Source organism: Streptomyces sp. AMJ-169 (assembly GCF_055597585.1).
The window spans coordinates 266,572-292,579 of sequence record NZ_JBVLTJ010000006.1; the positions used below are offsets into that span (position 1 = coordinate 266,572).

Annotated in this window: 26 protein-coding genes; 2 read left to right on the forward strand and 24 right to left on the reverse strand. The window is 72.0% G+C overall.

All coding sequences use genetic code 11. From position 1 onward, the window contains the following. Nucleotides 1–121 precede the first annotated feature (121 nt). The 3 genes from ACYUD3_RS17215 to ACYUD3_RS17225 form a co-directional block, all read right to left on the reverse strand. Complete coding sequence (locus tag ACYUD3_RS17215; RefSeq protein ID WP_470970404.1) at nucleotides 122–1,582, reverse strand: glutamate synthase subunit beta; 1,461 nt, start codon at nucleotides 1,580–1,582, stop codon at nucleotides 122–124. Beyond that, the gene (gene gltB / locus ACYUD3_RS17220) at nucleotides 1,575–6,167 is read right to left on the reverse strand and encodes a glutamate synthase large subunit (RefSeq protein ID WP_470970406.1); all 4,593 of its coding nucleotides are present in this window, start codon (nucleotides 6,165–6,167) and stop codon (nucleotides 1,575–1,577) included. The genes ACYUD3_RS17215 and gltB overlap by 8 nt, the downstream gene beginning before the upstream one ends. A 376-nt stretch (nucleotides 6,168–6,543) precedes the next feature. Then, nucleotides 6,544–7,275, reverse strand: a complete 732-nt coding sequence (locus ACYUD3_RS17225; protein ID WP_470970409.1) for a VIT1/CCC1 transporter family protein — start codon at nucleotides 7,273–7,275, stop codon at nucleotides 6,544–6,546. Nucleotides 7,276–7,434: 159 nt separating this feature from the next. Between ACYUD3_RS17225 and rbsK the strand changes: the two genes are divergently transcribed. Further along, the gene (gene rbsK / locus ACYUD3_RS17230; RefSeq protein WP_470970411.1) at nucleotides 7,435–8,328 is read left to right on the forward strand and encodes a ribokinase; all 894 of its coding nucleotides are present in this window, start codon (nucleotides 7,435–7,437) and stop codon (nucleotides 8,326–8,328) included. A gap of 83 nt (nucleotides 8,329–8,411) precedes the next feature. Here rbsK and lgt read toward each other — a convergent pair whose 3' ends face one another. From lgt to hisI, 11 genes are all read right to left on the reverse strand, one after another. Then, nucleotides 8,412–9,380 carry a prolipoprotein diacylglyceryl transferase gene (gene lgt / locus ACYUD3_RS17235; protein WP_470970414.1) on the reverse strand — a complete coding sequence of 323 codons (969 nt, stop codon included), beginning with the start codon at nucleotides 9,378–9,380 and terminating at the stop codon, nucleotides 8,412–8,414. A gap of 75 nt (nucleotides 9,381–9,455) precedes the next feature. Further along, entirely contained in the window at nucleotides 9,456–10,229 is a 774-nt protein-coding gene (locus ACYUD3_RS17240; RefSeq protein WP_470970416.1) for a DsbA family protein, read from the reverse strand. A 126-nt stretch (nucleotides 10,230–10,355) separates the two neighbouring features. Continuing rightward, nucleotides 10,356–11,174: a tryptophan synthase subunit alpha gene (gene trpA / locus ACYUD3_RS17245; RefSeq protein WP_470970418.1), complete on the reverse strand. Its 819-nt coding sequence runs from the start codon at nucleotides 11,172–11,174 to the stop codon at nucleotides 10,356–10,358. Further along, the gene (gene trpB / locus ACYUD3_RS17250; protein WP_470970421.1) at nucleotides 11,171–12,454 is read right to left on the reverse strand and encodes a tryptophan synthase subunit beta; all 1,284 of its coding nucleotides are present in this window, start codon (nucleotides 12,452–12,454) and stop codon (nucleotides 11,171–11,173) included. Before trpB ends, trpA begins: the two co-directional genes overlap by 4 nt. Nucleotides 12,455–12,511: 57 nt before the next feature. After that, nucleotides 12,512–12,697: a tryptophan biosynthesis modulator TrpM gene (gene trpM / locus ACYUD3_RS17255; RefSeq protein ID WP_470970423.1), complete on the reverse strand. Its 186-nt coding sequence runs from the start codon at nucleotides 12,695–12,697 to the stop codon at nucleotides 12,512–12,514. A gap of 21 nt (nucleotides 12,698–12,718) precedes the next feature. Continuing rightward, nucleotides 12,719–13,528, reverse strand: coding sequence for an indole-3-glycerol phosphate synthase TrpC (gene trpC, locus ACYUD3_RS17260; RefSeq protein WP_470970425.1), 810 nt, complete (start codon nucleotides 13,526–13,528; stop codon nucleotides 12,719–12,721). Nucleotides 13,529–13,671: 143 nt separating this feature from the next. Beyond that, nucleotides 13,672–14,118, reverse strand: a complete 447-nt coding sequence (locus ACYUD3_RS17265) for a DUF2752 domain-containing protein (RefSeq protein WP_470970428.1) — start codon at nucleotides 14,116–14,118, stop codon at nucleotides 13,672–13,674. A gap of 128 nt (nucleotides 14,119–14,246) precedes the next feature. Next, nucleotides 14,247–14,531: an HGxxPAAW family protein gene (locus tag ACYUD3_RS17270; RefSeq protein WP_470970430.1), complete on the reverse strand. Its 285-nt coding sequence runs from the start codon at nucleotides 14,529–14,531 to the stop codon at nucleotides 14,247–14,249. Between the two features lie 105 nt (nucleotides 14,532–14,636). Next, complete coding sequence (locus tag ACYUD3_RS17275) at nucleotides 14,637–15,284, reverse strand: TIGR02234 family membrane protein (protein ID WP_470970433.1); 648 nt, start codon at nucleotides 15,282–15,284, stop codon at nucleotides 14,637–14,639. Nucleotides 15,285–15,309: 25 nt separating this feature from the next. Further along, nucleotides 15,310–16,815: an anthranilate synthase component I gene (locus ACYUD3_RS17280; RefSeq protein ID WP_470970435.1), complete on the reverse strand. Its 1,506-nt coding sequence runs from the start codon at nucleotides 16,813–16,815 to the stop codon at nucleotides 15,310–15,312. An 11-nt stretch (nucleotides 16,816–16,826) separates the two neighbouring features. Beyond that, nucleotides 16,827–17,219 (reverse strand): phosphoribosyl-AMP cyclohydrolase, encoded by a 393-nt coding sequence (gene hisI / locus ACYUD3_RS17285; RefSeq protein ID WP_470970437.1) that lies wholly within the window; start codon nucleotides 17,217–17,219, stop codon nucleotides 16,827–16,829. Nucleotides 17,220–17,293: 74 nt separating this feature from the next. On the opposite strand from hisI, the gene ACYUD3_RS17290 reads away from it, so the two are divergent. Beyond that, nucleotides 17,294–17,929, forward strand: coding sequence for a TIGR03085 family metal-binding protein (locus ACYUD3_RS17290; protein WP_470970440.1), 636 nt, complete (start codon nucleotides 17,294–17,296; stop codon nucleotides 17,927–17,929). 58 nt (nucleotides 17,930–17,987) lie between these two features. Here ACYUD3_RS17290 and ACYUD3_RS17295 read toward each other — a convergent pair whose 3' ends face one another. The 10 genes from ACYUD3_RS17295 to hisD form a co-directional block, all read right to left on the reverse strand. Continuing rightward, nucleotides 17,988–19,418: an MFS transporter gene (locus ACYUD3_RS17295; RefSeq protein ID WP_470970442.1), complete on the reverse strand. Its 1,431-nt coding sequence runs from the start codon at nucleotides 19,416–19,418 to the stop codon at nucleotides 17,988–17,990. Nucleotides 19,419–19,557: 139 nt separating this feature from the next. Then, nucleotides 19,558–20,148: a helix-turn-helix domain-containing protein gene (locus ACYUD3_RS17300; protein ID WP_470970444.1), complete on the reverse strand. Its 591-nt coding sequence runs from the start codon at nucleotides 20,146–20,148 to the stop codon at nucleotides 19,558–19,560. A gap of 162 nt (nucleotides 20,149–20,310) precedes the next feature. After that, on the reverse strand, nucleotides 20,311–21,066 hold the full coding sequence (gene hisF, locus ACYUD3_RS17305; RefSeq protein WP_470970446.1) for an imidazole glycerol phosphate synthase subunit HisF: 756 nt from the start codon (nucleotides 21,064–21,066) through the stop codon (nucleotides 20,311–20,313). Beyond that, entirely contained in the window at nucleotides 21,063–21,455 is a 393-nt protein-coding gene (locus ACYUD3_RS17310) for a RidA family protein (protein ID WP_470970447.1), read from the reverse strand. The genes hisF and ACYUD3_RS17310 overlap by 4 nt, the downstream gene beginning before the upstream one ends. Beyond that, complete coding sequence (gene priA, locus ACYUD3_RS17315; RefSeq protein ID WP_470970449.1) at nucleotides 21,452–22,174, reverse strand: bifunctional 1-(5-phosphoribosyl)-5-((5-phosphoribosylamino)methylideneamino)imidazole-4-carboxamide isomerase/phosphoribosylanthranilate isomerase PriA; 723 nt, start codon at nucleotides 22,172–22,174, stop codon at nucleotides 21,452–21,454. Before priA ends, ACYUD3_RS17310 begins: the two co-directional genes overlap by 4 nt. Then, nucleotides 22,171–22,815 carry an imidazole glycerol phosphate synthase subunit HisH gene (gene hisH, locus ACYUD3_RS17320; protein WP_470970451.1) on the reverse strand — a complete coding sequence of 215 codons (645 nt, stop codon included), beginning with the start codon at nucleotides 22,813–22,815 and terminating at the stop codon, nucleotides 22,171–22,173. The genes priA and hisH overlap by 4 nt, the downstream gene beginning before the upstream one ends. Continuing rightward, complete coding sequence (locus tag ACYUD3_RS17325; protein ID WP_470970453.1) at nucleotides 22,806–22,970, reverse strand: hypothetical protein; 165 nt, start codon at nucleotides 22,968–22,970, stop codon at nucleotides 22,806–22,808. Before ACYUD3_RS17325 ends, hisH begins: the two co-directional genes overlap by 10 nt. Beyond that, nucleotides 22,967–23,560: an imidazoleglycerol-phosphate dehydratase HisB gene (gene hisB, locus ACYUD3_RS17330; RefSeq protein WP_470970456.1), complete on the reverse strand. Its 594-nt coding sequence runs from the start codon at nucleotides 23,558–23,560 to the stop codon at nucleotides 22,967–22,969. The genes ACYUD3_RS17325 and hisB overlap by 4 nt, the downstream gene beginning before the upstream one ends. Then, the gene (locus ACYUD3_RS17335; RefSeq protein ID WP_470970458.1) at nucleotides 23,557–24,666 is read right to left on the reverse strand and encodes a histidinol-phosphate transaminase; all 1,110 of its coding nucleotides are present in this window, start codon (nucleotides 24,664–24,666) and stop codon (nucleotides 23,557–23,559) included. The genes hisB and ACYUD3_RS17335 overlap by 4 nt, the downstream gene beginning before the upstream one ends. Next, nucleotides 24,663–25,985: a histidinol dehydrogenase gene (gene hisD, locus ACYUD3_RS17340; RefSeq protein ID WP_470970460.1), complete on the reverse strand. Its 1,323-nt coding sequence runs from the start codon at nucleotides 25,983–25,985 to the stop codon at nucleotides 24,663–24,665. The genes ACYUD3_RS17335 and hisD overlap by 4 nt, the downstream gene beginning before the upstream one ends. Between the last annotated feature and the right edge of the window lie 23 nt (nucleotides 25,986–26,008).

Below are 26,008 nucleotides of genomic sequence, written 5' to 3' on the forward strand. Positions count from 1 at the left end.
GGCACGGGGGACGCGCGGGGAGAAGACGGCGACGCCTGCCGGGTCGTCCGGTCGGGGACAGTGCGGCAGGCGTCGTCTTCAGTTCCGTACGCCTTTGTACGGAAAGCTTCTGGTGCGGGGGTCAGACCATCAGGGAGCGGTCCGTCGGGCGGATCGGGGCCGGCAGGTCGCTGGCGCCGGTCAGGAAGCGGTCGCAGCCGCGCGCGGCGGAGCGGCCCTCGGCGATCGCCCACACGATGAGCGACTGGCCCCGGCCCGCGTCCCCGGCGACGAACACGCCGGGCACGTTGGTCTGGAAGCCGGCGTCACGGGCGACGTTGCCGCGCTCGTCCAGGTCGAGCCCGAACTGCTCGACGAGCCCGTTCTCCCGGTCGGTCCCGGTGAAGCCCATGGCCAGCGTGACCAGCTGGGCCGGGATCTTCCGCTCGGTGCCCGGCTTCTGCGTCAGCCTGCCCTCGACGAACTCGACCTCGATGAGGTGCAGCCACTGCACGTTGCCGTCCTCGTCGCCCTCGAAGTGGGTGGTCGAGACGGAGTAGACCCGCTCGCCGCCCTCCTCGTGCGCGGAGGTCACCTTGTAGAGCATGGGGAACGTCGGCCAGGGCTGGCCGGGGTTACGCTCCTCGCCCGGCTTGGGCATGATCTCCAACTGCGTGACGGACGCGGCCCCTTGGCGGTGCGCGGTGCCCACGCAGTCGGCGCCGGTGTCGCCGCCGCCGATGACGACGACGTGCTTGCCCTCGGCCGAGACCGGGGAGGTGACGTAGTCGCCCTCCTGGACCTTGTTGGCCAGCGGCAGATACTCCATCGCCTGGTAGACGCCCTTCAGCTCCCGGCCGGGGACAGGGAGATCGCGGGCGGTGGTGGCGCCGGCGGCGATGACGACGGCGTCGTAGCGCTTCTTCAGGTCGGTCGCCTTGAGGTCGCGGCCGATCTCGATGCCGGTGCGGAAGCGGGTGCCCTCCGCGCGCATCTGCTCGATGCGGCGGTTGATGTGCCGCTTCTCCATCTTGAACTCGGGGATGCCGTAGCGCAGCAGTCCGCCGACGCGGTCGGCGCGCTCGTACACGGCGACCGTGTGGCCCGCCCGGGTCAGCTGCTGGGCGGCGGCCAGACCCGCCGGGCCCGAGCCGATGACCGCGACCGTCTTGCCGGAGAGGCGCTCGGGGATCTGCGGGGCCACCGAACCGGCGTCCCACGCCTTGTCGATGATCGAGACCTCGACGTTCTTGATGGTCACGGCGGGCTGGTTGATGCCCAGCACGCACGCCGACTCACACGGCGCCGGGCACAGCCGGCCGGTGAACTCCGGGAAGTTGTTGGTCGCGTGCAGCCGCTCGGAGGCGGCCGTCCAGTCCTCGCGGTAGGCGAAGTCGTTCCACTCGGGGATCAGGTTGCCCAGCGGACAGCCGTTGTGGCAGAACGGGATGCCGCAGTCCATGCACCGGCTGGCCTGCTTGCCGATGATCGGCAGCAGCGAGCCGGGGACGTAGACCTCGTTCCAGTCCTTCAGCCGCACGTCGACGGGACGGGAGGTGGCGATCTCGCGCCCGTGGTTGAGGAAGCCCTTCGGGTCAGCCATTGATCGCCGCCTCCATCATCTTCTCGGTGATCTCGGACTCGGAGAGTCCCGCCTGCTCGGCGGCGTCCTTGGCGGCGAGCACTGCCTTGTACGTGCTGGGGATGATCTTGCTGAAGCGCCCGGCGGCGGCATCCCAGTCGGCGATCAGCTTCCCGGCGACCGTGGATCCGGTCTCCTCGGCGTGCCGGCGCACCACGTCGTGCAGCCACAGCTTGTCCTCGGCCGACAGCTCCTCGACGGCGCCGAGGTTGCCGGCGTTGACGTTGTCCCGGTCGAGGTCGATGACGTACGCGACACCGCCGGACATACCGGCCGCGAAGTTGCGCCCGGTCTCGCCGAGGACGACCGCGTGACCGCCGGTCATGTACTCGCAGCCGTGGTCGCCGACGCCCTCGGAGACGACCAGCGCGCCGGAGTTGCGCACGCAGAACCGCTCACCGGTACGGCCGCGCAGGAACAGCTCGCCGCCGGTCGCGCCGTAGGCGATGGTGTTGCCGGCGATCGTCGAGTACTCGGCGAGGTGGTCGGCGCCCCGGTCGGGGCGGACGACGACCCGGCCGCCGGAGAGGCCCTTGCCGACGTAGTCGTTGGCGTCGCCCTCCAGGCGCAGCGTGACACCGCGCGGGAGGAAGGCGCCGAAGGACTGGCCGGCCGAGCCGGTGAAGGTGATGTCGATGGTGTCGTCGGGCAGGCCCGCCCCGCCGAACTTCTTCGTCACCTCGTGGCCGAGCATCGTGCCGACCGTGCGGTTGATGTTGCGGACCTTGACCTGTGCGCGCACCGGCTGGGCGGCGCTCGCGTCGGCGGCGGCGAGGGCGTCGGCGGCGAGCTTGATCAGCTCGTTGTCGAGCGCCTTCTCCAGGCCGTGGTCCTGGGTGATCGTCTGGTGCAGGGCGGCGCCCTCGGGCAGCTCGGGCACGTAGAAGAGCGGGGCGAGGTCGAGGCCCTGCGCCTTCCAGTGGTCGACCGCGCGGTGCACGTCGAGGACCTCGGCGTGGCCGACGGCCTCCTCGATCGAGCGGAAGCCCAGCTCGGCGAGGAGCTCGCGGACCTCTTCGGCGATGAACCTGAAGAAGTTCACGACGTACTCGGCCTTGCCGGCGAACCGGTCGCGCAGCACGGGGTTCTGCGTGGCGATGCCGACGGGGCAGGTGTCGAGGTGGCAGACGCGCATCATGACGCAGCCGGACACGACGAGCGGCGCGGTCGCGAACCCGAACTCCTCGGCGCCCAGCAGCGCGGCGATGACGACGTCACGGCCGGTCTTGAGCTGGCCGTCGGTCTGGACGACGATCCGGTCGCGCAACCCGTTGAGCAGCAGCGTCTGCTGCGTCTCGGCGAGCCCCAGCTCCCAGGGACCGCCGGCGTGCTTCAGCGAGGTGAGCGGGGAGGCGCCCGTACCGCCGTCGTGGCCGGAGATCAGGACGACGTCCGCGTGCGCCTTGGAGACACCCGCCGCGACCGTGCCGACGCCGACCTCGGAGACCAGCTTCACGTGGATCCGCGCCTGCGGATTCGCGTTCTTCAGGTCGTGGATCAGCTGGGCCAGGTCCTCGATGGAGTAGATGTCGTGGTGCGGCGGCGGCGAGATGAGGCCGACGCCCGGCGTCGAGTGCCGGGTCTTGGCGACCCACGGGTAGACCTTGTGGCCGGGCAGCTGGCCGCCCTCGCCGGGCTTGGCGCCCTGGGCCATCTTGATCTGGATGTCGTCCGCGTTGACCAGGTACTCGGAGGTCACGCCGAAGCGGCCGGAGGCGACCTGCTTGATGGCCGAGCGCCGGGCCGGGTCGTACAGGCGCTCCGGGTCCTCGCCGCCCTCACCGGTGTTGGACTTGCCGCCCAGCTGGTTCATGGCGATGGCGAGGGTCTCGTGCGCCTCCAGGGAGATGGAGCCGTACGACATGGCGCCGGTGGAGAAGCGCTTGACGATCTCCTCGACCGACTCGACCTCGTCGTGGGAGATCGGTTCGCGGCCGGAGGCGAAGCCGAACAGGCCGCGCAGCGTCATCAGCCGCTCGGACTGCTCGTTCACGCGGTCCGTGTACTTCTTGAAGATGTCGTAGCGGCCGGAGCGCGTGGAGTGCTGGAGGCGGAAGACCGTCTCCGGGTCGAACAGGTGCGGCTCGCCCTCGCGGCGCCACTGGTACTCGCCGCCGATCTCCAGCGCGCGGTGCGCCGGGGCGATCCCCGAGGCCGGGTAGGCCTTGGCGTGCCGGGCGGCGACCTCCTTGGCGACGACGTCGATCCCGACGCCGCCGATCTTGGTGGCGGTGCCGACGAAGTACTTCGCGACGAAGCCGGAGTCCAGGCCGACGGCCTCGAAGACCTGGGCGCCGCGGTAGGAGGCGACCGTGGAGATGCCCATCTTGGACATGACCTTCAGGACGCCCTTGCCGAGCGCGTAGATCAGGTTGCGGATGGCCTGCTCGGGCTCGACCCCGTTGATGAAGGTGCCGGCGCGCAGCAGGTCCTCGACGGACTCCATCGCCAGGTACGGGTTGACGGCGGCGGCGCCGAAGCCGATCAGCAGGGCGACGTGGTGGACCTCGCGGACGTCACCGGCCTCGACCAGCAGGCCCACCTGGGTGCGCTGCTTGGTGCGGATGAGGTGGTGGTGGACGGCCGCGGTGAGCAGCAGCGACGGGATCGGCGCGTGCTCGGCGTCGGAGTGCCGGTCCGACAGGACGATCAGGCGGGCGCCGTTGTCTATGGCGGCGTCGGCCTCGGCGCAGATCTCGTCGATCCGCGCGGACAGCGCGTCACCGCCGCCGGAGACCCGGTACAGACCGGAGAGCGTCGCGGCCTTGAAGCCGGGCATGTCGCCGTCGGCGTTGATGTGGATGAGCTTGGCCAGCTCGTCGTTGTCGATCACCGGGAACGGCAGGGTGACCGTACGACAGGAGGCGGCGGTCGGCTCCAGGATGTTGCCCTCGGGGCCCAGCGAGGAGCGCAGGGAGGTGACCAGCTCTTCCCGGATGGCGTCCAGCGGAGGGTTGGTGACCTGCGCGAACAGCTGCGTGAAGTAGTCGAACAGCAGCCGGGGGCGGGCGGAGAGCGCGGCGATGGGCGAGTCGGTGCCCATGGAGCCGATCGGCTCGGCGGCGGACTTGGCCATCGGGGCGATCAGGACGCGCAGCTCTTCCTCGGTGTAGCCGAAGGTCTGCTGGCGGCGGGTGACCGAGGCGTGGGTGTGCACGATGTGCTCGCGCTCGGGCAGGTCGCCCAGCTCGATCTCCCCGGCCTCCAGCCACTCCGCGTACGGCGCGGCGGCGGCGAGGCCCGCCTTGATCTCGTCGTCCTCGATGATGCGGTGCTCGGCGGTGTCGACGAGGAACATCTTGCCGGGCTGGAGGCGGCCCTTGCGGACGACCTTCGCGGGGTCGATGTCGAGGACGCCGACCTCGGAGCCGAGGACGACGAGGCCGTCGTCGGTGACCCAGTAGCGGCCGGGGCGCAGTCCGTTGCGGTCGAGGACCGCGCCGACCTGGGTGCCGTCGGTGAAGCAGACGCAGGCCGGGCCGTCCCAGGGCTCCATCATCGTGGAGTGGTACTGGTAGAAGGCGCGCCGGGCCGGGTCCATCGAGTCGTGGCTCTCCCACGCCTCGGGGATCATCATCAGCACCGAGTGCGGCAGCGAACGGCCGCCGAGGTGGAGCAGCTCCAGGACCTCGTCGAAGGAGGCGGAGTCGGAGGCGTCCGGGGTGCAGACGGGGAAGACGCGGTCGAGCTGCCGCTCCCCGAACAGGTCGGAGGCCAGCTGGGACTCGCGGGCGCGCATCCAGTTGCGGTTGCCCTTGACGGTGTTGATCTCACCGTTGTGGGCGACGAACCGGTACGGGTGGGCGAGCGGCCACGACGGGAAGGTGTTCGTGGAGAACCGGGAGTGCACGAGCGCGATCGCGGAGGCGAAGCGGCGGTCGGACAGGTCCGGGAAGAAGGGCTCCAGCTGGCCGGTGGTCAGCATGCCCTTGTAGACAAGGGTGCGGCCGGACAGCGAGGGGAAGTAGACGCCCGCCTCGCGCTCGGCGCGCTTGCGCAGCGCGAACGCCTTGCGGTCGAGGGCGATGCCCTCGCTGATTCCGTCGCCGACGAAGATCTGCCGGAAGGCCGGCATCGTCGAGCGGGCGGTGGCGCCCAGCAGCTGGGGGGCGACCGGGACCTCACGCCAGCCGAGGACGGTGAGGCCCTCTTCGGCGGCGATCGTCTCGATCCGCGAGACGGCCGGCTCGGCGGCGTCCTCGGGGAGGAAGGCGATGCCCACGGCGTAGGAGCCGGCGGCGGGCAGGTCGAAGCCGGTCACCTCGCGCAGGAAGGCGTCCGGGACCTGGGTCAGGATGCCCGCGCCGTCACCGGAGTCGGGCTCGGAGCCGGTGGCCCCGCGGTGCTCCAGGTTGCGCAGAACGGTCAGCGCCTGCTCGACCAGCGTGTGGCTCGCCTCGCCGGTGAGGGTGGCCACGAAGCCGACGCCACAGGCGTCGTGCTCGTCGCGGGGGTCGTACATGCCCTGGGCAGCAGGGCGCGCGTCCATGAACGACCAGTTCTGGCCATTCGTGGAGGGCTGGGACGGCTGGCGCGGCGTACGCATCGGCTCTCCCGTCGTCGTCTCAAGTGGCATATTGCGGTGCCGAGGGACGACGCTGGCCCTCTGCGTAAGTGCAAAATTTCGTGCAGGTTACATGATGGGGCGGTTCTCGGGAAGTGGATAAACCGTTCCAGCATGCGGACGCCGTGGGGGTGCGGCGGGAGCCGCGCGGGGCGGCTGAAAGTAAGTGGGGGCTTGAACGGACAGATCGGTGGCCGTTCACCCGGGGAGTTACGGTGAGGACGTCGCCGCCCACTCCGCGCGTGCGCCTCTTGGGCGTCATTGCCCGCAAGCGCTCTCGGCTCATGCCCGATGGACAAGCGCTTGAAACCAATGGGTAACAGTTACTTATGCAGACCCTCGCATAAGTACAGTCGCTCTATCCTACGGCCGTACCGAACAAACTGCCCAGGACGTACGTCACACCGGCCGCCGCACCGCCCAGCGCGAGCTGCCGCAGCCCGCTGAACCACCAGCTCCGCGCGGTGACGCGGGCGACGACGGCCCCGCACAGGAACAGCCCCACGAGGGCGACGACCAGGGCGGGCCACAGCGCGGTGGCGCCCAGCAGATAGGGCAGCACGGGCAGCGAGGCCCCCAGCGCGAAGGCCCCGAACGAGGAGACGGCGGCGACGACCGGCGAGGGCAAGTCGGACGGGTCGATCCCCAGCTCCTCGCGCGCGTGGATCTCCAGCGCCTGCTCGGGGTCGCGCGAGAGCTGCCGGGCGACCTCGGCGGCCAGTTCGGGCTCGACCCCGCGCGCGACGTAGAGCGCGGCCAGCTCGTTCTCCTCGTCCTTGGGGTGCTTGCGCAACTCCCGCCGCTCGACGTCGAGTTCGGCCTCGACCAGCTCCCGCTGGGAGGCGACGGAGGTGTACTCCCCGGCGGCCATCGAGAAGGCGCCGGCGGTGAGCCCGGCGAGACCGGTGAGGACGACGGCCTGCGTGCCGATGTCGCCGCCCGCGACGCCGGTCATGAGGGCGAGGTTGGAGACGAGTCCGTCCATGGCCCCGAAGACGGCCGGCCGCAGCCAGCCGCCGTTGACGTCCCGGTGGGTGTGGTTGTCGCGGTGCGCCTCGTGGAGCGGTGCCTCGACGTCGATGAGAGCCATTTCCGGTTCCCCCAGGAAAGCTAAGCCAAAGCTAACTTTGGACAAGTTCTAATTATCTACAACCCCGAAGCTACGCCGTCGCATTCCTCTCCGCCAGCAAGGGGAGGCTGGGCTAACCTGCGGTTTTGCAGCCGGAGGAGGGTGGAAGGGCTCTGTCCCATGAGCCACATCGTCGTACTGGGCAGCACGAACATGGACCTCGTCACCTACGTCGAGACGCCCCCGCGCCGGGGCGAGACGGTCACGGGCCGGGAGCTGCGCACGGCCCCCGGCGGCAAGGGCGCCAACCAGGCGATCGCGGCGGCGCGGGCGGGCGCGACGGTCTCGATGATCGGCGCGGTGGGCACCGACGCGTACGGCGCCGCGCTGCGGTCCACGCTCGAGCACTCGGGCGTCCTCACCGACCACGTCCGCACGGTCGAGGGCCCCTCCGGCACCGCCCACATCGTGGTCGACGACGACGGCGGCAACGCGATCGTCGTGATCCCCGGCGCCAACGGCACCGTCGACCACCTCGCCCCCGGCGACGAGAACCTCATCGCCTCCGCCGACGCCCTCCTGCTCCAGCTGGAGATCCCGATGCCGGCGGTGGTGGCGGGCGCCCGAGCGGCCCGCGCCCACGGCGTCCGCACGATCCTCACCCCGTCCCCGGCCCAGCCCCTCCCGCCCGAACTCCTCTCCCTGATCGACCTGTTGATCCCCAACGAGTACGAGGCCCTGACCCTGGCCGACCGCGTCGATCCCTTGGAGGCGGCGGAGGCGCTGCTGGACTCGGTCCCGGCGGTGGTGGTGACCCTGGGCGCGGCAGGAGCCCTGTACGCGGCCCGCGACGCGCCTCCCCTGGCGGTGCCGTCCCCGCAGGCGCGGGCGGTGGACACGACGGCGGCGGGCGACACGTTCGCGGGGGCGCTGGCGACGGCGCTGACGGAGGAGCGGCCGATCCACGAGGCGCTGCGGTGGGCGACGGCGGCGGCATCGCTGTCGGTGGAGCGGGTGGGGGCGGTGGGGGCGATGCCTTATCGGGGGGAGATCGAGGAGAGGTACGCGGGGTGAGGGGGGTGTGCGAAGGGGTGTGAAGGGGTGAGCGAAGGGCGCCCGGGAGACCCCGAGCGCCCTTGATGCCGTAGAACCAGCCGTCAGCTCTTCTTGGTCGCCGTCCCGGTGTCGGACTTCTTCTCCAGGTCGGCCTTCTTGTCCCCGGGGGCGTCGGCGTTCTCCGTGCCTTCGGACTCGTCGGCCTTCTCCGTGCCCTCGGACTCCCCGGCCTCGGCCGCCGCCCGTTCCTCCGCCGCCCCCGGCTCCACGATCTCCTCGCGGCCGGGCCGCTTCTTCGCGGAGATCACCAGGTACAGCACCGCGAGGAGGAAGACGAACAGCGCGGTCCAGTTGTTGAGGCGCAGGCCCAGGATGTGGTGGGCGTCGTCGACGCGGAGGTACTCGATCCAGAACCGGCCGACGCAGTACGCGGCGACGTACAGGGCGAACGCCCGCCCGTGCCCGAGGGCGAAGCGGCGGTCGGCCCAGATCACGAGGAGGGCGACGCCGACGCACCAGAGGGACTCGTACAGGAAGGTCGGGTGGTAGTAGCCCGGTACGCGGCCGTCGGCGGAGGACGTGATGTGCAGCGCCCAGGGGACGTCGGTCGCCTTGCCGTACAGCTCCTGGTTGAACCAGTTGCCCCAGCGTCCGATGGCCTGCGCGAGGGCGATGCCGGGGGCGATGGCGTCGGCGTAGGCCGGCAGGGCGATGCCCCGGCGGCGGCAGCCGATCCACGCGCCGACCGCGCCGAGCGCGATGGCGCCCCAGATACCGAGGCCGCCCTGCCACACCTTGAAGGCGTCCACCCAGTCCCGGCCCTCGCTGAAGTACAGCTCGTAGTCGGTGATGACGTGGTAGAGCCGGCCGCCGACGAGGCCGAACGGCACCGCCCAGACGGCGATGTCCGCGACCGTGCCGACCCGGCCACCGCGCGCGACCCAGCGCTTGTTGCCGAGCCAGACCGCGACGAAGACGCCGATGATGATGCAGAAGGCATAGCCGCGCAGCGGAATGGGCCCGAGATGGATGACCCCGCGCGACGGGCTGGGAATGTAGGCAAGTTCCATGGCAAGGTCGACGCTACCCTGCCGGGCCGCGACCACGGAGGCCACCCCGGCAACGGCTCCATAACGGGCACCACCTCACCCCTTGTCCGCCTCCGCCACCAGCTGCTTCAGCTTCGCCGGCGTCATCGTCTGGTCCTGGTAGATGTTCTTGCCGTTCAGCAGGACCGTCGGCGTGCCGCCGAAGCCGCCGCTGCTGAAGGCCGCCGCCGACTTCTTCACCCAGGCGTCATGGGTGCCCTTCTCCACACACGTGCGGAACGCGGGCGTGTCGAGGCCCTCGACCTTGCCGGCCAGCTCGATCAGCTTGGCGTTCTTGCCGTAGGCGTCGTCGGTCTCCGTCGGCTGGTTCTCGAACAGCACGTCGTGATACCCGGGGAACTTGCCCTCGTCCTGCGCGCAGGCGGCGGCGTTGGCCGCCTTGTGCGAGCCCGTGCCCCGCAGGTTGTTGTCGATGAGGGTGGCCAGGTGGTACTCGACCTTGAGCTTGCCCGCGCCGGTCAGCTCATGGATCACCGGCCGGTACGCCGTCTCGAACGCCTTGCAGGCCGGGCAGCGGAAGTCCTCCCACACCGTCAGCGTCGACTTGGCGCTCTCCTGGCCGAGGGGGATGGCCAGCGCGTCCTTGCCGTTCGCCCCCGACGGCGCGACCACCGGACCCGCGCTCCCCCCGCCGCTCTTGCCCGCGTTCGCCGCCGCCACGCCGATGACCGCGGCCAGGCCCAGGACGCCGACGACACTGGCGCCGACAATCAGCCCCCGGCGCCGCCGGTCGGCCGTCCGCTGCTTCTCCCGGTCGGCCGCGATCCGCTCCCTGGCCGAACGCTTCCCATCACGATTCTTCTCGCTCACACCCCGGAAACGACCCGGGGAGACGCATTGCGCCTCCCCGGACCCAGGACCACTCGTTCGAGTGACCGATTCACTCGTGAGGCCCGCACGGACGCCCTGTCGCGGGCCCGCGCGGGTCACGCACGCCTACGCCGTCCGGCGCACGCCCTTCGCCAGCTCGCCGGCCAGCTCCCGTACCGCCGCGACGCCGGCCGTGTCGTCCGGCGCGTCCAGCATCCGCTTCACGAACGCCGAACCGACGATCACCCCGTCCGCGAACACGGCGACCTCGGCGGCCTGGGCCGCGTTGGACACGCCGAGGCCGACGCAGACCGGGAGGTCGGGCCGGGTCGCCCGGGTCCGCTCGACGAGGTCCTGCGCCTGCGCGCCGACCGACTCACGGGTGCCGGTGACGCCCATCAGCGAGGCGGCGTACACGAAACCGCTGCCCGCGGCCGTGATCTCGGCGAGCCGGGCGTCCTTGCTGCTGGGCGCCACCACGAAGACGGTCGCGAGGCCGTGCTTCGTGGCGTGCTCCCGCCACAGGCCCGCCTCCTGGACCGGCAGGTCGGGCAGGATGCAGCCCGCGCCGCCCGCCTCGGCCAGCTCGGCGGTGAACCGCTCGACGCCGTAGCGGTCGATGGGGTTCCAGTACGTCATGACCAGCACCGGCTTCCCGGTGGCGGCGTACGCCTCGCGGACCGTGCGCATGACGTCCGCGATCCTGACGCCGCCGCGCAGCGCGATGTCGTCGGCGGTCTGGATGACCGGGCCGTCGAGCACCGGGTCGCTGTGCGGCAGCCCGACCTCGACGACGTCCGCGCCGCCGGCGAAGACGGCCTTGACCGCCTCGATGCCGCCGTCCACGGTCGGGAACCCGGCCGGGAGATACGCGATCAGCGCGGCCCGGTCCTCGGCCTTCGCGGCGGCGAGGGTGTCCGACAGAAGCTGGATGTTGCCGCTCACTTGGCGTCCCCCTCGATCTCCGCGAGGTCGGCCGCGTCGGCGGCGACCTCGGCGTCGGTGTCGTACAGACCGAAGTACCGCGCGGCCGTGTCCATGTCCTTGTCGCCGCGCCCGGACAGGTTGACGACGATCAGCCCGTCCTCGCCCAGCTCCCTGCCGACCTCCAGCGCGCCCGCGAGGGCGTGCGCGGACTCGATCGCCGGGATGATGCCCTCCGTGCGCGACAGCAGGCGCAGGGCCTGCATCGCCGCGTCGTCGGTGACCGCGCGGTACTCCGCGCGCCCGCTGTCCTTGAGGTAGGAGTGCTCGGGGCCGATCCCCGGGTAGTCGAGTCCGGCCGAGATCGAGTACGGCTCGGTGATCTGGCCCTCGTCGTCCTGGAGGACGTACGACCGCGAGCCGTGCAGGATGCCGGGCTCGCCGGCCGTCAGGGTCGCCGCGTGCTCCCCGGTCTCGACGCCGTGCCCGGCCGGCTCGCAGCCGATCAGGCGGACGTCCGCGTCCGGGATGAACGCGTGGAACAGGCCGATCGCGTTGGAGCCGCCGCCCACGCACGCCACGGCGGCGTCCGGGAGGCGTCCCGCGCGCTCCAGGAGCTGCCTGCGGGCCTCGATGCCGATGACCCGGTGGAAGTCGCGCACCATCGCCGGGAAGGGGTGCGGGCCCGCGACCGTGCCGAACAGGTAGTGCGTGCGGTCGACGTTGGCGACCCAGTCGCGGAACGCCTCGTTGATGGCGTCCTTCAGGGTGCGGCTGCCGGACTTCACGGCGACGACCTCGGCGCCCAGCATGCGCATCCGGGCCACGTTCAGGGCCTGGCGCCGGGTGTCGATCTCGCCCATGTAGATCGTGCAGTCCAGGCCGAACAGCGCGCACGCCGTCGCCGTCGCCACGCCGTGCTGGCCGGCGCCGGTCTCCGCGATGACGCGGGTCTTGCCCATGCGCTTCGTCAGCAGGGCCTGGCCCAGGACGTTGTTGATCTTGTGGGAGCCGGTGTGGTTCAGGTCCTCGCGCTTGAGGAAGATCCTCGCTCCGCCGGCGTGCCGGGCGAAGCGGGGGACCTCGGTGAGGGAGCTGGGGCGGCCGGTGTAGTTGACCAGGAGGTCGTCCAGCTCGCGGGCGAACTCGGGGTCGTGCTTGGCCTTGTCGTACTCGACGGCCACCTCATCGACGGCGGCGACCAGCGCCTCCGGGATGAACTTGCCGCCGAAGGCCCCGAAGTAGCCCTCCGGGGTGGGGACTTGACCTTCGGGGTCGGGAATGAAGAACTCGCTGGGCATGCGGAAACCTCACGGTGGGTCTGGGGGAAAGACACTGATCGCCGTGGGGAGCAGGGACTATCGCGGCCCCGCGCCCCTGATGGGGCGCTGCCATCGGCGGCCGTTGACCTGCCCAGGTTCATCCCCGATGACGTACCTCACCCTCCGGCCGTGCACCCTCCGCGCGGGAGCGCGGCAGCCCCGGGGGCGGCAACCGCGCGCCAGCCGCGCGTGCCTGTCCTGGGAGGCCGGAGTGGGAGTCATCGTCGTCACCCTAAAGGGTGGTCAGGCCCGCCCGTGCCGGATGGCAGGGTGCTCGCCCGCCGCCACCAGGTCCGCGACCGCCGTGCGCGGGTCCTTCCCCGTCACCAGGGACTCGCCGACCAGGACGGCGTCGGCGCCCGCGTTGGCGTACGCGATCAGGTCGTGCGGGCCGCGCACGCCGGACTCGGCGATCTTCACGATGTGGTCGGGGATCTCAGGGGCGACGCGCTCGAAGGTGCCCCGGTCGACCTCAAGGGTCTTGAGGTTGCGGGCGTTGACGCCGATGACCTTGGCGCCGGCGGCGACCGCGCGCTCGACCTCGTCCTCGTCGTGGACCTCGACGAGCGGGGTGAGCCCGATGGACTCGGCGCGCTCGACGAGGGACTCCAGGGCGGGCTGCTCCAGGGCGGCGACGATCAGGAGGGCGAGGTCGGCGCCGTACGCGCGGGCTTCCCAGAGCTGGTAGGAGGTGACGATGAAGTCCTTGCGCAGCACGGGGATGTCCACGCGCGCGCGTACGGCTTCGAGGTCTGCCAGGGAGCCGCCGAAGCGGCGCTGTTCGGTGAGGACGGAGATGACGGCGCCGCCGCCGGCCTCGTAGTCGGCGGCGAGGGCGGCGGGGTCGGCGATCGCGGCGAGCGCGCCCTTGGAGGGGCTGGAGCGCTTGACCTCGCAGATGACCTTGACGCCGTCGCCCTTGAGGGCCGCCACACCGTCCTTGGCTGCGGGAGCCTTGGCCGCGCGCTCCTTCAGCTCGTCGAGGCTGACGAGCGCCTGCCGCTCCGCGAGGTCGGCACGGACTCCGTCGATGATCTCGTCGAGCACGCTCACGCGAGCGGCCCCCTCTCACAGCCGGGTGACAGTTCGGGGTGACCAGCGGCTCGGCCGACGGTCTCTGCGATGGTATCCGCCCGGCGCCGCGCGGCTCGCATCAGGCCACCTCCGGTCCCACCACCTGGACGTTCCCCGATCGATCAAGGACGCAGCCAGCCGCCTGAGGGCAGGTTGCGGACAACCGTGAAGACCAGCAGAAACGTCCCGATCACCCACGCGTGCGCGGTGCCGAGCGCGAGCCTGAAGGGGCGCCCGCGCGCGGCGCGTACCACCCAGACGGTCCACAGCACGGCGAAGCCCGCGTACGCGAGGACGGCCGCCGCGTTGTCCTGGAGGGCGCCGAGCAGATCGCCGTGCGCGAAGGCGTGCGCACTGCGCAGTCCGCCGCAGCCGGGGCAGTAGACGCCGGTGACGGCGTACAGGGGGCAGACGGGGTAGTGGCCGGGCTCGTTGGGGTCGACGGTCGCGACGTACCCGAAGGCGCCGACGACGGCCGCCATGAGGCCTGCGGGGACCGCGAGACGGCCGGGGAGGGAGGCGGCGGGGGCCGGGGGCGGCGGTGCCTGAGCCTGGGGGGCCTGGGTCATGCCTCGCATTGTGCCCTGGGGGGTGATCCATACGCGCGCGGGTTGTGCGCTTCGGGCTCTGTACGCGCGCGAGGGCGGTCCCGGCGTCGTACGCGCGCGGGGCCGCCCTCGGGATGCTCCTGGGAGCGTCAGCTCTCGACGGGGGCCGGGGTGCCCTTGGCGATGTGCGCGGGGAGGTCGCGGTAGCCCTTGGGCTGGCCGAGGCCCATGCTGCGCATGATCAGGCCGACGAGGCCGCCGAGCAGCGTGATGGCCATGCCGGCCCAGAATCCCAGCGGTTCGGCCATCACCATGAAGACGCCTGCGACGCAGAAACCGATGATCACGATGGTCGTGCCGGTCCAGGCGGCCAGAGTGTGACCGTGGCTGTTGCCGTTGCCCGCCATGACTTGCTCCTCGTTGCTCTCTGTCATCGTCCGAACCGGACGCTCTGTCGTTCATTGTCCACCCCGCGCGCACGGGGTGGACGCGGGGGTGTGCTCGGGCCGCGCCCGATTCACCGGATCGCGCTCGGCCGGTCAGGCGGGGTCGGCGCCTGTGGGGTCCTCGCCGCGGTCGAGCGCCTTCCAGATGTCCTCGGGCCGGTCGGGGTCGACCTTGACGGGGGTGCGGCGCGGGCGGGGGGTGCCGTCGCGCTCGTACCGTCCGGACATGCCGGGCCACAGGCGGCCGTAGCGCAGGGCGAGGAGTCCGGCGAGGACGATCAGGGCGCCGCCTACGGCGGCGGCGTAGGGCCACGCGGTGTGGCTGAGGGCGGCGACGGTCGCGGAGGCGTCCCCGGAGGCCTTGGCGGCCTTCTCGTCGAGCGCGGAGGTGTCGGAGGCGCCGGCGAGGGCGGCGGCGACGGTTCCGGCGCCGGAGAGCAGCAGGACGGCCGAGACGGCGAACCGGCCGGCGCGGCGGACGGCGAAGACCGCGACGAGGGAGGCGAGGCCGACTATGGCGAGCGCGGCGGGGACGCCGGTGACGTCGCTGCCCTTGGCGGTGAGCGGGAAGGCGCCGCCGGCGACCGAGGCGGTCCCCTCGGACCAGCGCTGCCGGGTGGCCAGCAGCGCCAGGGCCGCGCCCAGGGCGCCGCTGGTCAGGGCCAGGGCGAGACTGCGGCGCCCGGACCGCTCGGGTCCGGCGTCGGGGCGGGGGTCAGGTACGGCTGTCACATGTCCCACTATCGCCTGCCCGCGCGCGCGGGCGTCACCCGGGGTTCACATCGGACGTACCGGGGCGTCCGAACCTGTTCGCGGTGTGCACCGCGCGCAGGACGGCCGCCGCCTTGTTGCGGCACTCCTCGTCCTCCAGGACGGGGTCGGAGTCGGCGACGATGCCGGCGCCCGCCTGGACGTAGGCGGTGCCGTCGCGCAGGAGGGCCGTGCGGATGGCGATCGCGGTGTCGGAGTCGCCCGCGAAGTCCAGGTAGCCGACGCAGCCGCCGTACAGGCCGCGCCGGGAGGGCTCCAGTTCGTCGATGATCTGCATGGCGCGCGGCTTGGGGGCGCCGGAGAGGGTGCCGGCGGGGAAACAGGCGGTGAGGACGTCGAAGGCGGTGCGGCCGGGGGCGACGCGGCCGGTGACGGTGGAGACGATGTGCATCACGTGCGAGTAGCGCTCGACGGACATGAAGTCGACGACCTCGACGGACCCGGGTTCGCAGACGCGGCCCAGGTCGTTGCGGCCGAGGTCGACGAGCATCAGGTGCTCGGCGCGCTCCTTGGGGTCGGCCAGGAGCTCCTCGCCGAGCGCCTGGTCCTGCTGCGGGGTGGCCCCGCGCGGGCGCGTACCGGCGATGGGGTGGACCATCGCGCGGCCGTCCTCGACCTTCACGAGGGCTTCCGGGGAGGAGCCGACCACGTCGAAGCCGTCGAAGCGGAACAGGTACATGTACGGCGAGGGGTTGGTGGCGCGCAGGACCCGGTAGACGTCCAGGGCGCTGGCGGTGCAGGGCGTCTCGAACCGCTGGGAGGGCACGACCTGGAAGGCCTCGCCCGCGCGGATGCGCTCCTTGATGTCCTCGACGGTCTTCTGGTAGTCGGGGCCGCCCCAGCGGGCGGTGAACTCCGGGAGCTCGGAGGGGGGCAGGGCGGCGGGCGGCTGGGCGACCGGGCGGGAGAGGTCGGCCTCCATGGCGTCGAGCCGCGCGATGGCGTCGGCGTAGGCCTCGTCGACCCCGGTGTCCAGGTCGTTGTGGTTGATCGCGTTGGCGATCAGCTGGACGGTGCCGTCCCAGTGGTCCAGGACGGCCAGGTCGCTGGTGAGCAGCATCGTCAGCTCGGGCAGCTTCAGGTCGTCGTGCTCCCCGGGCCCGATCTTCTCCAGGCGGCGTACGACGTCGTAGCCGAGGTAGCCGACCATGCCGCCGGTGAAGGGCGGCAGGCCCTCCTGGTGGGGCGTGTGGAGGGTCTGGAGGGTGGCGCGCAGGGCGGCCAGCGGGTCGCCGTCGACGGGGACGCCCACGGGCGGGCTGCCCAGCCAGTGGGCCTGTCCGCCGCGCGAGGTGAGGGTGGCGGCGGAGCGGACGCCGACGAAGGAGTAGCGGGACCAGGAGCGGCCGTTCTCCGCGGACTCCAGCAGGAACGTGCCCTGGCGTTCGGCGGCGAGCTTGCGGTAGAGCGCGACCGGGGTGTCGCCGTCGGCGAGCAGCTTGCGGGTGACCGGGATGACCCGCCGGTCGGTGGCGAGCTTGCGGAACGTCTCGAGGTCCATGGCGGCTGACCCTACTTGTCCTTTTCCGGGGCGGGCGTGGTGAGAGGGAGGACGTCCCTGTCGAAGCAGGTCCGCGCGCCCGTGTGGCAGGCGGCGCCGACCTGGTCGACCCTGACCAGGAGGGTGTCCGCGTCGCAGTCCAGGGCGACCGACTTCACCCACTGGAAGTGGCCCGAGGTGTCGCCCTTGACCCAGTACTCGCTCCGGCTGCGCGACCAGTAGGTGCACCGCCCGGTCGTCAGCGTGCGGTGCAGCGCCTCGTCGTCCATCCAGCCCAGCATCAGCACCTCTCCGGTGTCGTACTGCTGGGCGATCGCGGGGACGAGTCCGTCGGCGCTGCGCTTGAGGCGCGCGGCGATCTCCGGGTCGAGGCTGCTGGGCCGGTTGCTGGTCATGCGTGCCATTGTGCAGCCTGCCACTGACAGTGACGGTCCCGCGTCCACTGTCCGGACGTGCGGTCCGGTCGTAGGCTGGCCTCATGTCGACCTTCGCCAAGCGTGAACGGCTCCTTCTGGCCGACCTCTTGGAAACCAGCGGCCCCGACGCACCGACGCTCTGCGAGGGCTGGCGCACCCGTGATCTGGCGGCCCACGTCGTCGTCCGCGAACGCCGCCCCGACGCGGCCGGGGGCACCCTGATCAAGCAGCTGGCGCCGCGCCTGGACAAGACGATGGAGGAGTACGCGGCCAAGCCGTACGACGAACTGCTCCAGCTGATCCGCACCGGTCCGCCGCGCTTCTCGCCCTTCGCCCTCAAGCAGCTGGACGAGGCCGCGAACACGGTCGAGTTCTATGTCCACACGGAAGACGTCCGCCGCGCGGCGCCCGACTGGACGCCCCGCGCCCTGGATCCCGTCTTCCAGGACGCCCTCTGGTCCCGTCTGGAACGCACCGCCCGCCTCCTGGGCCGCTCCTCCCCCACCGGCCTGGTCCTGCGCCGCCCCGACGGCCGCACGACGGTCGCGCACCGGGGCACCCCGGTGGTGACGGTGACGGCCGAGCCGTCCGAGCTCCTGATGTTCGTCTTCGGCCGCCAGGCGACCGCCCAGGTGGACCTGGAGGGCGACAAGGAGGCGATCGAGAAGGTGCGGGCGGGGAAGCAGTTGGGGTTCTGAAGGGGCTAGGGGGCGGCCTGGGTGCGTGCGTTGTCCCGCGCGCGGGTGACCGGTTCGCTTACTCCGGCAGCTCCGCCCGCCGCAACCCCTTCACCGCCAGCACGATCACCGCGCTGAGCCCGTTGAGGGTGGCGCAGACGGTGAAGACAGGTCCCGTGCCCCAGAGGGCGACGCCCCAGCCGACCAGCGGGAAGGTGAGCGGGGCGACGCCGTAGCTGACCAGGGTCGACACGGACGTGACACGGCCCATGTAGGCGGCGCCCGCGCGGGTCTGGACCAGGGCGCCGGACAGGGCGCCGCCGAGACCGGCCAGCAGCCCGATCGCGAGCGCCACACAGGCGGCCCCCGCGACGGACGGTACGCGCGCCAGGCCGCCGATCGCGACGGCCCCGCCTATGGTCGCGAGCGCCAGCACGACACCCGCGCGCGGGACACGCCCCCGCCAGGCGAGCAACAGGGACGCGCCCCCGGCCCCGGTCCCGAACCCGGCCAGCACCACCCCCATCCCGCCCGACCCCCACCCCCGCTCCTCCGAGAGCAACGTCAGCCCCAGGTTCATCGGCCCGACGAACCCCAGGTCGCTCAAGGCGATCGCCATCACCAGCGGCAGCAGCACCCGGTCCCGCCGGATGTGCAGCAGCCCGTCCCGCAACTCCCCGAGCACGCTGCGGGAGGCGTCCGGCAGACGTCCGGAGGAGGCGCCGGGGCCCTTCTGAAGCCCGCGCGACGAGGACGCATCGGGCACACCCGGCTCAGCGCCCGGCAAATCCTCAGGCAGCCGCGCCCCTGAGGACTCGTCGAGCACACCCTCACGCCGCCCCCCCGCCCCAGGCGACGCAAGCGCCCCGGACCGGCGACCGATCGCCCGCGCGGATGCCGCCTCCCCGGCGACCGCCCTCCGCACCCGCACCCCCGCCAGCAACGGCCACGACACCCCCACCAGCAGCGCCGCGAGCCCGAACGCACCGGCCGTCCCCCCGAGAGCGACGCCCAGGCCGCCCAGCGGTCCCCCCAGGACGTTCGCCAGGCGGGACGAGAGGCCCCTGAGGCCCTGGACGCGGGTCAGCTGGGCGCGGTCGGCGATCAGGGCCGGGAGGGCGCCGGCGGCGGGCAGGAAGAGGGCGTCGACGACGCCGAAGAGCACCGCCACCGCGGCCAGCAGCCACAGCGCGGGGCTCGTCGCGAGGATCAGCAGCGCCGCCGTGAGGACCAGGGCGCAGCGCACGGCCGTCGTCCCCAGGATCACCCGGCGCGGCCCGTAGCGGTCGGCGGCCACTCCCCCGCCCAGCATCAGCACCGCGCGCGGAAGCGCACTGGCCGCCGTGACCAGCCCCGCCTGCGCAGGGGTACCGGACTGGACGGCCGCCCAGGACAGGGCGATGTAGTACACGTTGTCGCCGACCCCGGAGGCGGTCACCCCGGCCAGCCAGCGCAGGACGTTGCGGTCCTTGTGGGCGACGACGGCGAGCGTCCCGGGGCGCCCGTCCATGTCCGCGCGCCCCTCGGAAGCTGCCCTAGGACGCCCGTCCACATCCGCGCGCCCCTCGAAAACCGGCCCAGGACGCCCGTCCACATCCGCACGCCCCGCAGAAGCCACCCCGTCCACCCCCGTTCCCATCCCGCCCCCCTCAGACCCGGAACGGGAACGCATACGTGTGCACCTGGACGTTCTCCCGCCCCGCACTGTCCCCCGCCGCCTCTGCGGCCCGCCCCTGTTCGTCATAGCGCCGCAGCAGGGCCAGCAACTCCCGGTTCAGCTCCGTGAGTTCGGCCGGAGTCAGTCTCAGGTTGGACTCCGAGGAGTCGGCGGCGGCGTTCCACTCGGCGCTCCAGTGCGCGCGTTCGTCGAGGTAGCGGCGGTACATGTCGGCGCGCTGGGCGGAGAAGAGGCGGCTCGCGGCGGTGTGGGCGGCGGCCTTCTCGGGGGCGTCGCGGAAGTCCTCGTCGTGGATGCTGAGTCCGTCGGAGGAGGGCTGCCACCAGCGTTCGCGGCCGTCCGCGCGCTGCGCCTGCGCCTCCTCGATGAGGCCGTGCTCGGCGAGCTTGCGCAGGTGGTAGCTGACCAGGGAGACGGCCTCGTCGACCTGTTCGGCCAGCTGGGAGGCGGTCGCCACGCGCGCGATGGTCAGGCCCCGGTACAGCCGCGCGCGCAGGGGGTGGGCGAGCGCCTTGAGCGTGCCCACGTCCGTGATCCGGCGGTCCCTCTCTTTGCCCGTCATGCCCTCACCGTAGATCACGAAAGAAAAGTTGCGCAACATATTTTGCGCAACTTCTCTTTCGCATCAGCCCACAGGTAAGCCCCGCCCGCCATGGCGAACGGGGCTTACATCAGCGCCCCTCAGAGCGTCAGCGCCCCTTGGAGCATCAGCGCCCTAGGCGCACTACCGAACCGCCTGCCCGGCCTCCCGCAGGGCCTGCTTCACTTCCCCGATCCGCAGATCCCCGAAGTGGAAGACGGATGCCGCCAGCACGGCGTCCGCGCCCGCTCCCACGGCCGGCGCGAAGTCCCCCAGCTTCCCGGCGCCGCCGGAGGCGATCAGCGGCACGGTGACGTGCTTGCGCACCGCCTCGATCATCTCGATGTCGTAGCCGTCCTTCGTCCCGTCCGCGTCCATCGAGTTGAGCAGGATCTCGCCCGCGCCCAGCTCGGCCGCGCGGTGGGCCCATTCGACGGCGTCGATGCCGGTGCCGCGCCGGCCGCCGTGCGTGGTGACCTCGAAGGAGCCGGACTCGGTGCGCCGGGCGTCCACCGAGAGGACGAGGACCTGGCTGCCGAAGCGCTCGGCGATCTCCTTGATCAGCTCGGGGCGGGCGATGGCGGCGGTGTTGACGCCCACCTTGTCGGCGCCCGCGCGCAGCAGCTTGTCGACGTCCTCAGGGGTGCGTACGCCGCCGCCGACGGTCAGCGGGATGAAGACCTGCTCGGCGGTGCGGCGCACCACGTCGTAGGTCGTCTCGCGGTTGCCTGAGGAGGCGGTGATGTCCAGGAACGTCAGTTCGTCGGCGCCCTCGGCGTCGTACACCTTGGCCATCTCGACGGGGTCGCCCGCGTCGCGGAGGTTCTGGAAGTTGACGCCCTTGACGACGCGCCCGTTGTCGACGTCCAGGCAGGGGATGACGCGGACCGCCAGGGTCATGAGAGAGCTCCTCGGAATGCTTCCAGCTCGGCCTCGACGAGGATGCGGGGGTCGACGAACCCGGTCACCACGACGAACGTCGTCACCGGGCGCACGGCGTCGAAGACCTCCTTGTGGGCGCGGCCCACGGCGTCCATGTCGCGCGCGTGCGTGAGGTACAGGCGGGTGCGGATGACCGACTCGGGGCCGAGGCCGAACGCGGCGATGGCCTCCAGGGCGGTCGCGAAGGCGGCCTTGGCCTGCTCGTAGGGGTCGCCCTCGCCTTGCAGCACGGAGCCCTTGAAGGCCGTGGTGCCGCCGACGACGACCAGGTCGCCCGCGGCGACCGCGCGGGAGATGCCGAAGGGCTCCTCCCAGGGGCTGCCGCTCTGAACGCGCCGTACGGTCAAGACACCGCCTCCAAGGCCTCTTCCAGGGTGAACGCCTTCGCGTAGAGGGCCTTGCCGACGATGGCGCCCTCCACCCCGAGAGGTACCAGCCCGGCGAGCGCGCGCAGGTCGTCCAGGGACGACACGCCGCCGGACGCCACGACCGGCCGGTCGGTGGCCGCGCACACGTTCTTCAGCAGCTCCAGGTTGGGTCCCTGGAGGGTGCCGTCCTTGGCGATGTCGGTGACGACGTACCGCGCGCAGCCCTCGCCGTCGAGCCGCGCGAGCGTCTCGTACAGGTCGCCGCCGTCGCGCGTCCACCCGCGCCCGCGCAGGGTGGTGCCGCGTACGTCGAGGCCGACGGCGATCTTGTCGCCGTGCTCGGCGATGACCTTGGCGACCCACTCGGGGGTCTCCAGGGCGGCGGTGCCGAGGTTGACGCGGCGGCAGCCGGTGGCGAGGGCGGCGGCGAGCGTGGCGTCGTCGCGGATGCCGCCGGACAGCTCGACCTTGAGGTCCATCGCGCCGGCGACCTCGGCGATCAGCGCGCGGTTGTCGCCGGTGCCGAACGCGGCGTCCAGGTCGACCAGGTGCAGCCACTCGGCGCCCGCCGCCTGCCAGGCGAGGGCGGCCTCCAGGGGGGAGCCGTAGGAGGTCTCGGTCCCGGACTCGCCGTGCACGAGGCGGACGGCCTGGCCGTCGCGGACGTCGACGGCGGGGAGGAGTTCGAGCTTGCTCACAGTGTTCCGATCCAGTTGGTGAGGAGCTGGGCTCCGGCGTCGCCGGACTTCTCGGGGTGGAACTGGGTGGCCCACAGGGCGCCGTTCTCGACCGCCGCGACGAAAGGCTCGCCGTGGGTCGTCCAGGCGACCCTGGGGGCCGCCAGGGTGGCGTTGTGGGTCTCCAGGGACCACTCGTGGACGGCGTAGGAGTGCACGAAGTAGAACCGCGCGTCCGGCTCGACGCCCGCGAAGAGCCGGGAGCCCTCGGGGACGTCGACGGTGTTCCAGCCCATGTGCGGGACGACGTCGGCCTGGAGGGGTCCGACGGTGCCGGGCCACTCGTCGAGGCCCTCGGTCTCGACGCCGTGCTCGATGCCCCGCGCGAAGAGGATCTGCATGCCGACGCAGATGCCCATCACCGGGCGCCCGCCCGAGAGGCGGCGGCCGACGATCCAGTCGCCGCGCGCGTCCTTCAGGCCCTTCATGCAGGCGGCGAAGGCGCCGACGCCGGGGACGAGGAGGCCGTCGGCGTTCATCGCCTTGTCGTAGTCACCGGTTATCTCGACCTCGGCGCCCGCGCGCGCGAGGGCGCGTTCGGCGGACCTCACGTTGCCGAACCCGTAGTCGAAGACGACGACCTTCTTGGCGGTCAATTCCACACCTCCAGCCTCAGGATGCCCGCGGCGAGGCACATGGCAGCGCCGATCGACAGGAGCACGATCAGGCTCGTCGGCATCTTCTGCTTGGCGAAGGAATAGACACCGCCGAGCAGGAAGAGACCGAGAACGATCAGGATCGTCGACAGCCCGGTCACAGCGCGCCCTTCGTGGAAGGGAGGATGCCGGCCGCGCGCGGGTCGCGCTCACTGGCGTAGCGCAGCGCGCGCGCGAGGGCCTTGAACTGGCACTCCACGATGTGGTGCGCGTTGCGCCCGTAGGGCACGTGGACGTGCAGGGCGATCTGGGCCTGCGCGACGAAGGACTCCAGGATGTGCCGGGTCATCGTCGTGTCGTACTCGCCGATCATCGGCGCCATGGACTCGGGCTCGGTGTGCACGAGGTAGGGCCGGCCGCTGAGGTCGACCGTCACCTGGGCCAGGGACTCGTCCAGGGGGACCGTGCAGTTGCCGAAGCGGTAGATGCCCACCTTGTCGCCGAGGGCCTGCTTGAAGGCGGCTCCCAGGGCGAGGGCGGTGTCCTCGATGGTGTGGTGGGAGTCGATGTGCAGGTCGCCCTCGGTCTTCACCGTGAGGTCGAACAGGCCGTGCCGGCCGAGCTGGTCGAGCATGTGGTCGTAGAAGCCGACCCCCGTGGAGATCTCGGTTCTGCCCGTCCCGTCGAGGTCGATCTCGACCAGGACGGACGTCTCCTTGGTGGTGCGCTCTATACGGCCGACGCGGTTCATGCGCGCTGCTCCTTCTTGAGTTCACGGACCGCGTCGAGGAACGCGTCGTTCTCTGCGGGGGTACCGGCGGACACCCGAAGGAAGCCGGGCACTCCGTTGTCCCTGATGAGGACCCCGCGGTCCAGGATGAATCGCCAGGCCGCGCGCGGGTCGTCGAAGCGACCGAACTGCACGAAGTTGGCGTCCGATTCGGTCACCTCGTACCCGGCGGCCCGCAGTTCGGCGACCAGGCGGTCGCGCTCGGCCTTCAGCTGCTCGACGTACTTCAGCAGCGTCCCGGTGTGCTCCAGGGCGGCCAGCGCGGTCGCCTGGGTGACGGCCGAGAGGTGGTAGGGCAGGCGCACGAGCTGGACGGCGTCGACGACCGCGGGGTGCGCGGCGAGGTAGCCCAGGCGCAGCCCCGCCGCGCCGAACGCCTTGGACATCGTCCGGGAGACCACCAGGTTCGGCCGGCCCTCCAGGAGGGGCAGCAGCGAGTCGCCGTGGCTGAACTCGATGTACGCCTCGTCGACGATCACCATGGACGGCTTCGCGGCCTGCGCGGCGTCGTACAGGGCGAGGACGGTCTCGCGCGGGACGGCGTTCCCGGTGGGGTTGTTGGGGGTCGTCACGAACACGACGTCCGGGCGCTCCGCGGCGATCACCCGCGCGGCCGCCGCCACGTCGATCGTGAAGTCGTCCTCCCGGGGCCCGGAGATCCAGCCGGTGCCCGTCCCGCGCGCGATGAGCGCGTGCATCGAGTACGACGGCTCGAAGCCGATGGCGGTGCGGCCGGGGCCGCCGAAGGCCTGGAGGAGCTGCTGGATGACCTCGTTGGAGCCGTTGGCGGCCCACACGTCGGCCGGGCCCACCTCGTACCCGGCGGTGTCCGTCAGGTACTTCGCGAGCCCGGTGCGCAGCTCCACGGCGTCGCGGTCGGGGTAGCGGTTGAGGTCGCGGGCGGCCTCGCGGACCCGCTCGGCGATCCGCTCGACCAGTTCCTCGGGCAGCGGGTAGGGGTTCTCGTTGGTGTTCAGCCGTACGGGGACGTCGAGTTGGGGCGCCCCGTAGGGGGACTTGCCGCGCAGCTCGTCGCGGACGGGGAGGTCGTCGATTCCGAACGTCACTGGGACGGCACCTTCCAGTCGAACCTTGCCTTGATCGCGGCGCCGTGCGCGGGGAGGTCCTCTGCCTCGGCGAGCGTGACCACGTGGTGGGCGACTTCGGCGAGCGCCTCGCGCGTGTAGTCGACGATGTGGATGCCGCGCAGGAACGACTGCACGGACAGCCCCGAGGAGTGGCAGGCGCAGCCCCCGGTGGGCAGGACGTGGTTGGAGCCGGCCGCGTAGTCGCCCAGGGAGACGGGCGCCCAGGGGCCGACGAAGACGGCGCCCGCGTTGCGCACCCGGTCGGCGACGGCGGCGGCGTCCGCGGTCTGGATCTCCAGGTGTTCGGCGCCGTACGCGTCGACGACGCGCAGGCCCTCGTCGATGCCGTCGACCAGGACGATCGCGGACTGCCGGCCGCTCAGGGCGGGCGCGATGCGGTCCTCGACGTGCTTGCTGGCCTCGACCTGGGGGCCGAGTTCCTTCTCGACGGCGTCGGCCAGTTCGGCGGAGTCGGTGACCAGGACGGCCGCGGCGAGCGGGTCGTGCTCGGCCTGGCTGATCAGGTCGGCGGCGACGTGCACCGGGTCGGCGCCGGCGTCCGCGAGGACGGCGATCTCGGTCGGTCCGGCCTCGGTGTCGATGCCGATCTTCCCGGTGAAGTAGCGCTTGGCGGCGGCGACCCAGATGTTGCCGGGGCCGGTGACCATGTTCGCGGGCGCGCAGGACTCGGTGCCGTGGGCGAACATCGCGACCGCGCTCGCGCCGCCGGCCGCGTACACCTCGTCGACGCCCAGGAGCGCGCACGCGGCGAGGATCGTCGGGTGCGGGAGGCCGCCGAAGCCGGCCTGGGGCGGGGAGGCGAGGGCGATCGAGGGGACGCCGGCCTCCTGGGCCGGGACCGCGTTCATGATCACGGAGGAGGGGTAGACGGACCGGCCGCCGGGCGCGTAGAGCCCGACCCGGTCGACGGGCACCCACTTCTCGGTCACCGAGCCGCCGGGCACGACCTGGGTCGTGTGGGTCGCGCGGCGCTGGGCGCGGTGCACGAGGCGGGCGCGCCGGATGGACTCCTCCAGCGCCGCGCGCACCTCGGGCGCCAGTCCGGCGAGCGCCTCGGCCAGCGCCTCGGCGGGGACGCGGACGGCGGTGAGCGTCACGCCGTCGAACCTCTCGGCCGCCTCGATCAGCGCCGCGTCGCCGCGATGATGCACGTCCTCGCAGATCGGCCGCACCTTCTCCAGGGCGGCCGAGACGTCGAAGTCGGCTCGGGGCAGCAGCGCGCGCAGGGCCGGTCCCTCGGGGAGGGCGGCGCCGCGCAGATCGATTCGGGAGATCACATGGCCAATTCTCGCAGACCCCG

What these genes read in the sequence shown, in the direction of transcription:
- ACYUD3_RS17265 (WP_470970428.1), bottom strand. Translation starts at nt 14,118, where the DNA reads ATGACCCAGGCCCCCCAGGCTCAGGCACCGCCGCCCCCGGCCCCCGCC.
- hisI (WP_470970437.1), bottom strand. Translation starts at nt 17,219, where the DNA reads ATGGCACGCATGACCAGCAACCGGCCCAGCAGCCTCGACCCGGAGATC.
- gltB (WP_470970406.1), bottom strand. Translation starts at nt 6,167, where the DNA reads ATGCGTACGCCGCGCCAGCCGTCCCAGCCCTCCACGAATGGCCAGAAC.
- ACYUD3_RS17225 (WP_470970409.1), bottom strand. Translation starts at nt 7,275, where the DNA reads ATGGCTCTCATCGACGTCGAGGCACCGCTCCACGAGGCGCACCGCGAC.
- ACYUD3_RS17280 (WP_470970435.1), bottom strand. Translation starts at nt 16,815, where the DNA reads ATGGACCTCGAGACGTTCCGCAAGCTCGCCACCGACCGGCGGGTCATC.
- trpB (WP_470970421.1), bottom strand. Translation starts at nt 12,454, where the DNA reads ATGCCCAGCGAGTTCTTCATTCCCGACCCCGAAGGTCAAGTCCCCACC.
- ACYUD3_RS17290 (WP_470970440.1), top strand. Translation starts at nt 17,294, where the DNA reads ATGTCGACCTTCGCCAAGCGTGAACGGCTCCTTCTGGCCGACCTCTTG.
- rbsK (WP_470970411.1), top strand. Translation starts at nt 7,435, where the DNA reads ATGAGCCACATCGTCGTACTGGGCAGCACGAACATGGACCTCGTCACC.
- hisB (WP_470970456.1), bottom strand. Translation starts at nt 23,560, where the DNA reads ATGAACCGCGTCGGCCGTATAGAGCGCACCACCAAGGAGACGTCCGTC.
- ACYUD3_RS17300 (WP_470970444.1), bottom strand. Translation starts at nt 20,148, where the DNA reads ATGACGGGCAAAGAGAGGGACCGCCGGATCACGGACGTGGGCACGCTC.
- ACYUD3_RS17270 (WP_470970430.1), bottom strand. Translation starts at nt 14,531, where the DNA reads ATGACAGAGAGCAACGAGGAGCAAGTCATGGCGGGCAACGGCAACAGC.
- hisF (WP_470970446.1), bottom strand. Translation starts at nt 21,066, where the DNA reads ATGACCCTGGCGGTCCGCGTCATCCCCTGCCTGGACGTCGACAACGGG.
- trpM (WP_470970423.1), bottom strand. Translation starts at nt 12,697, where the DNA reads ATGACTCCCACTCCGGCCTCCCAGGACAGGCACGCGCGGCTGGCGCGC.
- ACYUD3_RS17295 (WP_470970442.1), bottom strand. Translation starts at nt 19,418, where the DNA reads ATGGACGGGCGCCCCGGGACGCTCGCCGTCGTCGCCCACAAGGACCGC.
- ACYUD3_RS17215 (WP_470970404.1), bottom strand. Translation starts at nt 1,582, where the DNA reads ATGGCTGACCCGAAGGGCTTCCTCAACCACGGGCGCGAGATCGCCACC.
- lgt (WP_470970414.1), bottom strand. Translation starts at nt 9,380, where the DNA reads ATGGAACTTGCCTACATTCCCAGCCCGTCGCGCGGGGTCATCCATCTC.